This window comes from Pseudobutyrivibrio sp. YE44, from assembly GCF_900104335.1.
Taxonomy (GTDB): Bacteria; Bacillota; Clostridia; order Lachnospirales; family Lachnospiraceae; genus Pseudobutyrivibrio.
On sequence record NZ_FMXT01000022.1, the window covers coordinates 1 to 9,363 of the forward strand.

9 protein-coding genes are annotated in these 9,363 nt (G+C 34.3%); all 9 read right to left on the reverse strand.

Annotated features, from left to right (window positions below; all coding sequences use genetic code 11):
- Positions 1-57: 57 nt before the first annotated feature.
- Positions 58-438, reverse strand: a complete 381-nt coding sequence (locus tag BLR54_RS14625) for a hypothetical protein (RefSeq protein WP_090421340.1) — start codon at positions 436-438, stop codon at positions 58-60.
- 276 nt (positions 439-714) lie between these two features.
- Complete coding sequence (locus BLR54_RS14630) at positions 715-1,173, reverse strand: hypothetical protein (RefSeq protein WP_090422362.1); 459 nt, start codon at positions 1,171-1,173, stop codon at positions 715-717.
- Positions 1,174-1,203: 30 nt separating this feature from the next.
- Positions 1,204-1,758 carry a hypothetical protein gene (locus BLR54_RS14635; protein ID WP_090422364.1) on the reverse strand — a complete coding sequence of 185 codons (555 nt, stop codon included), beginning with the start codon at positions 1,756-1,758 and terminating at the stop codon, positions 1,204-1,206.
- A gap of 17 nt (positions 1,759-1,775) precedes the next feature.
- The gene (locus tag BLR54_RS14640; RefSeq protein WP_176761975.1) at positions 1,776-2,813 is read right to left on the reverse strand and encodes a leucine-rich repeat domain-containing protein; all 1,038 of its coding nucleotides are present in this window, start codon (positions 2,811-2,813) and stop codon (positions 1,776-1,778) included.
- 48 nt (positions 2,814-2,861) lie between these two features.
- Positions 2,862-4,016, reverse strand: coding sequence for a hypothetical protein (locus BLR54_RS14645; protein ID WP_090422368.1), 1,155 nt, complete (start codon positions 4,014-4,016; stop codon positions 2,862-2,864).
- A 106-nt stretch (positions 4,017-4,122) separates the two neighbouring features.
- Positions 4,123-4,581 (reverse strand): hypothetical protein, encoded by a 459-nt coding sequence (locus tag BLR54_RS14650; protein ID WP_090422370.1) that lies wholly within the window; start codon positions 4,579-4,581, stop codon positions 4,123-4,125.
- 131 nt (positions 4,582-4,712) lie between these two features.
- Positions 4,713-5,735, reverse strand: a complete 1,023-nt coding sequence (locus tag BLR54_RS14655) for a leucine-rich repeat domain-containing protein (protein WP_090422371.1) — start codon at positions 5,733-5,735, stop codon at positions 4,713-4,715.
- Positions 5,732-8,851, reverse strand: a complete 3,120-nt coding sequence (locus BLR54_RS14660) for a hypothetical protein (protein WP_090422373.1) — start codon at positions 8,849-8,851, stop codon at positions 5,732-5,734. The genes BLR54_RS14655 and BLR54_RS14660 overlap by 4 nt, the downstream gene beginning before the upstream one ends.
- Before the next feature lie 57 nt (positions 8,852-8,908).
- Entirely contained in the window at positions 8,909-9,244 is a 336-nt protein-coding gene (locus BLR54_RS14665; protein WP_090422375.1) for a hypothetical protein, read from the reverse strand.
- Positions 9,245-9,363 lie beyond the last annotated feature (119 nt).

Consider the following 9,363-nt stretch of genomic DNA (forward strand, 5'->3'; position numbering starts at 1 on the left):
CCTTGGCGAAGATCAGTGTAACCTGTAGCAATGTATATCTTCTTAAAACTGGTAGTGTCATTGAGCATGGCTTATTGCTCCTATCAGTTTTAATAGAAACTCTTCCGAAATATCTTCTGATATTTCTATACGAGCATTGCCACAAATGATTGAAGCTACTCCATACGTTACTGGTTTTGGTTCAGTGATAGCAGGTGATATTTCAACAAAAGTAGGTTCACTAACAACCATCTGATTAGATTCATCTATAGACTGAAGCTGACCTGCGAAATAGTCCTGAACTCTTCGCATGTGATCATAGAACGTTGGTGGTTTAATATCGTGAATGGCACACCATTCACGAACTGTCATGTCTTTGGGTCTGGAATTGAAGTCTTTAACTTCTTCAACCCATTGCTGATAACGCATCTGTTTTTTTAAGGCAGCTGAATTTTTCATATGAGTATCCTCCTGTATGTTCGGGTTTTATGACTTGTATGAGAACTATGTCCATAGTTTCCATACAATCCATAGTTGTTATACAGAATTATCTCAAATCTGAACAAATGGAACGAGGTACTCATGATTTACCGTTTACCTAACAAATAATATTAGCATCAATATAATGATTATGGGTTTCTTCTTTACTTGCATTAGTCTCCTTTTACCAATTACATAAAAATACCGCAAGGCTATAACAGCTTTGCGGTGTTTATTAGCTTAGTCACCAAAATACTAGACCACATGAAAGCTTGGATCTATGAAGGTTGAATATATATATAAGACAGCCATAGCAACTAGTGGGATTGCCTGAAAAATAAAAAGCAACCAAAGAAGCCATCTATCCTTATATTTGGATGTTCTAACATCATAACCAAATATACCTTTCAAATATAAAACATCAATTTCAGAGCCGACAGGATAATCCTCTTCCGATACACCTCCTGCTCTGATAGAACAAACTTCGTTTATTTCTGGAATTCGCACATATACACTGGTTAATCCGTCACGTACATCTTCACAATAACTTTTAATAATTGCTTTGCTAGGCAAACAATTCTCTCTAAAATTTCTTGCACTAAAATATGCCCCAATAAAAGCTATTAGCCAGGCAAGCCAAAAAGCCCAACAAATAGAATAAATCAGTCCTACTTTCTCCATATAATAAATCATAGTTTCTAATATTTGTGTCATACTAACTTCCTTGTTACCCTTGCCCAGAATTTACTCATTTTTCAGAATCTCGTCATTTAATTTATAATCAGGGTCCTTATACAAATTATAGAATTCCAGCTGCTGTTCTGCAGTCAACGTAAAAAAATTTATTTTTTTCCCGTAGTATTCATAAGCCATTTGCTGCTCCTCAAGATAAATATTTTCTACATTACTTTTCTGTCTATCTGATAAATATGAAAAAACAGCATCATATTCTTTTCCTGTTATATATTCAAAGCTGTTGTATATCTCATCAATAACATCACCATAAAATATTTCAAGATAATTTGTGTATAGTTCATTTTTTTCAAAATAGGCATGTTCCATATCTTTGTATGTATAATCTGTTCCATAGCACCAATTATACCTAAAGGCTGCAACCTCCAATTTATCCTCATCGAAATAGATTTTATTTGAATCAGTTTGATTTCTAGAACCGTAAAATGAAGAAATACAATCTGGTTCTACAGTGGGTGTATTTCTATTTTTCAAAACAAAATAAACTGACATCAATAAAACACATGTTATTGAGAATATTGAAGCTATTATTACTATCTTTTTCACTGTTTATGTCTCCATATCTAGTTGTTGTCCTGATATGTTATCTCTGAAGCTGCGGCTTCGGTTTTTTGTTTACGGGTAGCTTCCTCCTCTGGAGTTGATGGACGATAGTTTAGGCCATTCTCCTGACAATACTTTGCCATTGGTGAACCTTCCGGAGCTATTATAGTGCATTTGCTATCTATGTTTATCTTTTCAAATTCTTCTGCACCAAAGCAATGTGTATTATAATCAACGTCTGAATAATCAAATATTTTCAGTGAATCTGGATAATAAATATAATGATCATCCTGTCCCACCTCATTACAACTATTCTTTACACCATTTGGAACAACACCAGGATTAGCATAATTAAAGATTAAACATCCATCACCTGCGACATAATATTTATCATTTTTGTGTTTTTCTTCAAATGGGGTCCCCCACAGGATTAGTAAATCTATTTCCTTTACCGTCTTAGGAAATTTTACCTCTTCTAACGATGTACAATCACTAAAAACCATACTGTGTATTCTATCTATAGAAACTGGTAAGTTTACACTTTTTAATTTCTTGCATCCATCACAATGTAACTGAATATTTTGAACAGTATCTGGAATATCCAAGCTTTCAATATTCTCACAATCATCAAGCCAAAAATCTATTGACTTCACCCCGTCACATATATTTATGTTATGAAGGTTTGTGCAAACACTAAAATCATAATAACAATTCTCAACTCCCTCCCCAATAACAACCGTTTCAAGATTGACACAGTGAAAAAATTCTATCAAATCTACATTATTATTTTTTATTGTTATCTTCTTGATGTCACTATTCTCATCAAATACTTCTCTTGAGATATAATCTATGTCGAGTATCCCTAATTTATCTGGGATTTCTACATTTTCACCACCCCTATATTCAACGATACCCACACGAGACTCTGGCTTGAACACATGAAATAAGTATTTATAATCTCCCACCCAAAATGAGTTATTATTAACATATGCTAATATTAAGATAACAAATAATGTTACCATCAATACTAGGATTATTGGTTTCTTCTTTACTTGCATTATTCTCATTTTTCCAATTACAAAAAATCGTCGCTATTCAACTAAAAACTACTTTTCCTTGATATATACATCCACACCATCTGTATACCAAGGTAACGATATTTCATATTTACTATTGGCCCCAAAATTGCCGTTCTTAAGCTTTTCATCAAGGTAATCGCTTAAATCATAGTCACTGGTTCCATCGTGAGCTTTTACATGTATCGATATATACCAGAATTTATCATGTCTAAACCAATATATCATTTCTGCATACAAGCGGCCCTCGTTTAAATATCTCATTTTTGTAACAGTAATTGTGCCATCCTCTTTTTCTACAATTGGATTACCTCTACCTGATTTAAACTCTAATAATTCTGCAGCGGAATCAAAATCCATACCATAAGGTACCGTGTAATAAAACTTATTTAGGTTGCCTCTTAATATACCAACAAACACCACCTGCACAGACAATACAGCTATAGCACCAAATATTATTGTTTTTGTTTTGCCCGATATAGGCTTATTTGATTCCTCGATTTCAACGCAATTGTCAGCTTTTATAAAAAGCATTTGCAATAGTACAGCTGCAGCCAACGATATATCATATATGTAACTGCAGTTTATAAATATGGACTGCATTCTTATTATCGATAAGATATGCATACAAAGTTTAGGTATTACTAACAGTATAAATGGCATAAATAACAATATCCGATTATTAGCGACCGCCTCATCTTTCTTTATTCCCACTTTACGCACATAAAAAATGGCAAAACAATACGCTAGAATAACTGGTATATTTGATATCAGTACCATAAAAATATACTGTGGTAAATAGGAAGTATCCATATAATCTAACATAAAAGTATCAACAAGCATTGAATATAGTCCATTAAATGTGTCAATTACCAGATTTACAATAAGACAAATGAAAACTATCATTTTAAATCTATATGATTTCGCTTTAATATTTGATATATAAAACAATATCCATATTATAAACGGCATTCCATATGTCAAATTTTCAAGAATATTTGAATGCGCCATAGCACCATGTCCCAAATATGTGTGAATAATTATAACTATTCCAAATGCTATATTCGAGCCAATAAGCAATACCTGCTCTTTGCGGGAATAATTTTGTTCTCTTGCTATCAACACTGGAACAAACGCTAATGCCAGCATCACTAAAATCATTGATATTTCTATTACCTTAAACATAAATAATCTACCTATCTAAAATCCTTTATCTTATTTTGTTACATAAAAATACCGCAAGGCTATACTCACAGCTTTGCGGTGTTAAAAGCTTAGTCGCCAAAGAATGCTAAATTACATGAAAGCTTGGATCTATGAATGTTGAATATATACGCAAGCCAACCATAGCCACTATTGGAAGTGCCTGGAAAATAAAAAACAACCATAGCAACCATCCATCCTGATAGTTTGCTGCTCTAACGTCATACCCCACTAAACATTTCAAATATAAAACGTCAACTTCAGACCCTACAGGATAATCATCCACCGGAATTGCACCAGCCCTAACAGAACAGACCTCATTTATCTCTGGTATTCTCACATACACAACGGTTGAACCATCTTGTGTATCTCTACAATAGCTATTAACTATAGCCTTACTAGGCAAACAATTCTCTCTAAAATTTCTAGAACTGAAATATAATCCTACGAAAGCTATTAGGAAACAAATCCAAAAAATCCAGCACATAGAATAAATGATTCCGATTTTCTGTACATAATAAATTGTGGTTTCCAAAATTTGTGTCATACTAATTGCCCTCACTAAGCTTACTCTAATGATGCAAATATACAGTCATGCCTTTTATCTTTGTTAGCAAACTAGTATTACATCCTTATTATCACCTTAACTTATACTGAACACTTTTAAGATTCAAATTTTTAATTCTTTATAGGATTAGGCAAAACTGCAGATTTTCTTTTCGTATTATCGGGATACACTATTTTGTCGACAATTTCGTAACTGAGATTATACTTTTTCGCATATTTTTCTGCTGTGCTTCCTTTTGTCGTAACAATAGTTACATCAGGTTGAAAAACGTATTGTTTCGCATCATCGTACTCTTCTATCTCAGTAACACTATTTGGAATAAAAACCTTGAGGTTACCGCTAACCAAAAAACTCTCACTAGTGATCTTAGAAACAGAATCTAAGATGAATATTTCTACATCATTCATTTTTTCATTATTATTATAAAAAATAAATGAACCATCTATTGTCGTAACATCGCTAGGTATAACAATTATCTCATCGTTACCGTTGTATTTCTGAAGTCTTCCATTTTCATCAATAACAAAATCACCCATTGCACGTTCGAAAGGATTATCAGCAAATACCAATTTTCCTAATTCTACATCCTTAGATTCAACATCTATTTTACTAATATTATTCCATCCAAATGCATAGTTACCAATTTTTTTAATACTTGAGGGCAAATACAACTTATTAAGATTACATTCTGCGAATGCAGATTCTTCAATCAACTCTAGTTTTTCAAAAGTAGGAATTTCTGATAAACTCTCACACTTTTTAAATGCACAATAGTCAATAATCTGCACATTCTTTCCTCCTTCGATATTCTCTAACTTATTGAATGCCGAAAAGGATACCGGACCTATCTTTTTGACTGAATTTGGAATATATATTGTCTTTACAACATTCTCAGAATCTCTAATTCCCCCCAAAAAACTTGTTTCTTCAACTGGTCTTAGCATGCATTTTGACGGAATATTAATTCTTTCTCTAGTATCGTAATCATATGATTCAGCGTATGTACCATGAACATAAAAATATACACCAGCTAAAGGATTGTATACCTTTAATGGATGAAAAAAAGGTATTACTAATAAAACTATTAATAGAAGTGCAATAACGACTGCTATTATAAAAATTCTTTTTTTCATAACGTAACCTCATAATTATTAAATCGTTCCGAATACGAACTTCCTGTCGCACTCTTAACATATTGAATACTACCTGGCATTATTTTTTCTAATTCTTTAACTGCATCTATAAACTGATCGCTTGTTATATCACTAAATGATAATGAACTTCCAGCCGAACCATTCCAAATAAGTTTAAGTACCTCTCGTTTTTGAGCTGTACTATATCCGTCCCACGTATTACCATTCATATAAGCATCTACATTAGCACTGTCAATAGCCGTATTTCCATCATTAATCGCTGTATTATTTGCGCATAACATTGATATTCCATCCTGTTTAAACAAATACCACTTATATGTCGTTATTGGACCATATGTGCCCATATACGCTACTTGATCATCGCCATTACTATCTACGACAATACCATCCTTACACCATTCCACCATTAACTTTTCGTATGCTTCATCAACATCAGACGAGGCACCTTTTATGCCTCTAATGCTACTTGAAATCGTTTTGACAGTTGAAGTAACCGGAAGACTTCCATATTTATTTCCTAATGAACCATCTACCATTCGTGTAATCCAAGAGTTTAAATCTTCATCATTAATTTGAACCTCCATGGCTTCTCCGGCAGCATCAGCATCACCAGTTACCATTGAGCTTAGTACTTTCAATGTAGCAACTCCTGCACCTGATAGTTTCAAATAGTCTTCGGCCACCAAAATAGCTGTATCAAAACCAGCATCAATTAATGAAGTCTTATATTCCTCTACGGCTGAATAATAAACATCTAATCTATCCATATCATCTAATTGTTCCCCGGTCATTTCAGAAGAAACACTATACTGCTTCATAGCACCATTAATCTTCGAAAACAACGAACCGTTGTATTCTATTGATAATCTCCCATTTGATTTAATATCAAAATCAATTGTAGTTACTTTTCCATTATAAATATCTCCCGCCAGATTTTCGTTTACCGTAGTTCGAACGTTGTAATCATTTACAAATACAGAATCATATGACTGTAATCCTGCCAAATATGTAAGATAATCATAATTGCTCTGTTGTATATCCATATAGGATCTCAGTAAACTTTTATTTCCTTCACTATAAGCAGTTTTAACGTCTTCTAATGTTGTCCCCATTTGAGTTGCAACACTCTGAAGCACCGCTTCATCAACCGAATCATTCAACTTCAAATATGTTTCTAATACTTCAGCAGATTTTTCAGCATTTGCTTTTGCCAAAGTTGAGGCCAATATATAATATTCATGGCCATACGATATTGAGTCAACGGTCCAGGATACATTACCTGTCGCCTCACTTGTTGTATAGTCTCCTCCACTTTGTTGTTGCAGAAACATTCCATTAGTAAAGGAAATAAGTCTAGCCTTCCCAGCTGGATGTTCTACAATACCATCATTAGAATAACTAATAGCTCCATCAAAAACCTTATTACCATACATAGCAAATGCCATCCGCCCACTATTTGACAGTTTATCTGGATCGATCTGAGCTACGCTATAATAGTCATCCTTCGTTCTTGCCTTACCCAGTTTTGTTACAAATTGTATGTCTTCTGAAGTATATATAGAATTTGCATAACAGCACATTTCTTTATCTGAGAATCCAATTGAACTTAGATTTGATATTCCCTCTTTTCCAAGTTTTTGATACATATTTACAGCTTTGAAAGTATGGTCCTCGTGGTTACTTGAAACATTAAATTTCAAAACACCATCTTCCATAAATGAAATTATTGATATTTCAGGTTTATCATATCCTTTACAAATATCATGGGAACCTTTATAGTAAGATATTTTGCCTGTATCCACAGGACTATTCGCAATCCTCGATAGTGTCGAATACGTCTTCCCCTGCGTTTTCCAATTCAAATAACCAAGTACCTTTGATACTAATTTGGAATCTACACCTACCTCATAGGTATAAACATTTGCGCCCCATGAATCACCTACATATGTTTCCGTTGTGTATGTAAACTCTTGCAATGAAGAATCCAGTAATATAGTATCTTCAGCGTACATAGCTGCGTTAATAATAATACTAACAGCCTCAATATCTTTTTCGTCCCAATGATCACTCCCCTCATCATTAAGATAATTCATATAGCCATAAATATACCATTCATTGGCCTCATAATTCTGGACCATTTCTCTTAACGTATTCACGTCATATATATTATTTGGCTGAGATGTTTGTATCGTAAAATCATAGCTTTTATTCTTTACGCTATCCTTATTTCCTCTGCTCTTAAGCCCTCTTCTCCCACTTACATCTGCTCTAAGGTTAACGAATCCACTTCTAAACTTACCATGTCTGCCATTACTAAAACGCCACATTGAAGGGAACATAATATCCCCCTGGCCATAACGAGTTCTGAAGCCTTTGCCATTAAACAGTGCATTAATAGCCCATGGTCTGCTGTGTAAAGCAGTTAATAAATCGAAGCCCTTTCCAAATTTGAAATTCAACTTTGAAGGAGCAGACTTTCCGTTCATACGACAAAATAGGATATCCGCTTTCTTTTCAATCTCAGCTTCTTCAATCATTGCAAGAGTCTCTGCGTCGAATTTCTCTAGTTTTTTCATGCAAGCAAAAATGAAGCCACCTTCATCATCGTCGCCTCCACAAATATCTATAAGAGCATCCTTTGTAACAGAATAATCAGGGATTCTAATGTCGCCATATCTGCTGAATCGCTGCTGACAACTTGTTGCCTGTTCAACAGAAGAATCAAAAACTGATGTAGAATTTGCATATAGATTCTTATAGTCAAGATTAATCTTCTCTAATGTATTGTAGTCTATTCTTGCATCCAGAGCATCGTCCACCTCGGCTGCAAATTTATCAAGGATGAGCTGACCTATTTCAAGTGTTTCCATGTGCAAATCTGTGAGCGCATCCACAAGAGTAATCTTATTTGTTTTTAGCAGATTTTTGGCTGTCTCGGCATCAGTTCCTCTCCAAGAATTTGTATTAATCATATCCCAGATTGAATCCTTGTGTACGCCTGCAGCTGATGCAAAATCTGTATATTGGTCGGAAAGCTTCCCGAAGTATTCTCTCGTCTTACTTACATCAAAGAATTTTCCATTTTGCTTTTCCATAGTCCGTTTCTGTCCTTCCTTGTTGTCTCCAACTGTGTATCCAGGTCTAAAATAATCCTATAAAAATGTTGCCTCAATACCTTCTGAAGACATCAAATCATCAAAGTTCAATTCCTTCTGCACCTGTTCAAACGCTGGAACAATATCCCCAATAACGTGAGGCTTAAGGGAATTTGAAACATCATGCAATCCATTAATTACAGATGTCATTCGAAACATTGAATCTGTTCCAGCAACCTCGACATCTCTCTGGAACAAGTCATAATCCATAACAAGATTTAGCGCAGTATCACCAATGCTATTAACTGTCTTAGTAAAAATCTTGTTATCTAGAAAAGATGCATTATTTGTAAAGTTCTCACCAATGTTCATGTTTGTTAATCTTTTTTTCATCTCTTATGCCCTCTATGCTCCAGCGCTAGCTGCTGCTTCCGCTGCTCTTCTTGCTGCCTCTGCTTCTTCTGCCTCTATCTGTGCAATTCTATCCTGACATCTTCGTATTTCATCTTCTA

Coding starts and splice junctions, on each gene's coding strand:
- BLR54_RS14625 (WP_090421340.1), bottom strand. CDS start 438: ATGAAAAATTCAGCTGCCTTAAAAAAACAGATGCGTTATCAGCAATGG.
- BLR54_RS14630 (WP_090422362.1), bottom strand. CDS start 1,173: ATGACACAAATATTAGAAACTATGATTTATTATATGGAGAAAGTAGGA.
- BLR54_RS14640 (WP_176761975.1), bottom strand. CDS start 2,813: ATGCAAGTAAAGAAGAAACCAATAATCCTAGTATTGATGGTAACATTA.
- BLR54_RS14645 (WP_090422368.1), bottom strand. CDS start 4,016: ATGTTTAAGGTAATAGAAATATCAATGATTTTAGTGATGCTGGCATTA.
- BLR54_RS14650 (WP_090422370.1), bottom strand. CDS start 4,581: ATGACACAAATTTTGGAAACCACAATTTATTATGTACAGAAAATCGGA.
- BLR54_RS14655 (WP_090422371.1), bottom strand. CDS start 5,735: ATGAAAAAAAGAATTTTTATAATAGCAGTCGTTATTGCACTTCTATTA.
- BLR54_RS14660 (WP_090422373.1), bottom strand. CDS start 8,851: ATGGAAAAGCAAAATGGAAAATTCTTTGATGTAAGTAAGACGAGAGAA.
- BLR54_RS14665 (WP_090422375.1), bottom strand. CDS start 9,244: ATGAAAAAAAGATTAACAAACATGAACATTGGTGAGAACTTTACAAAT.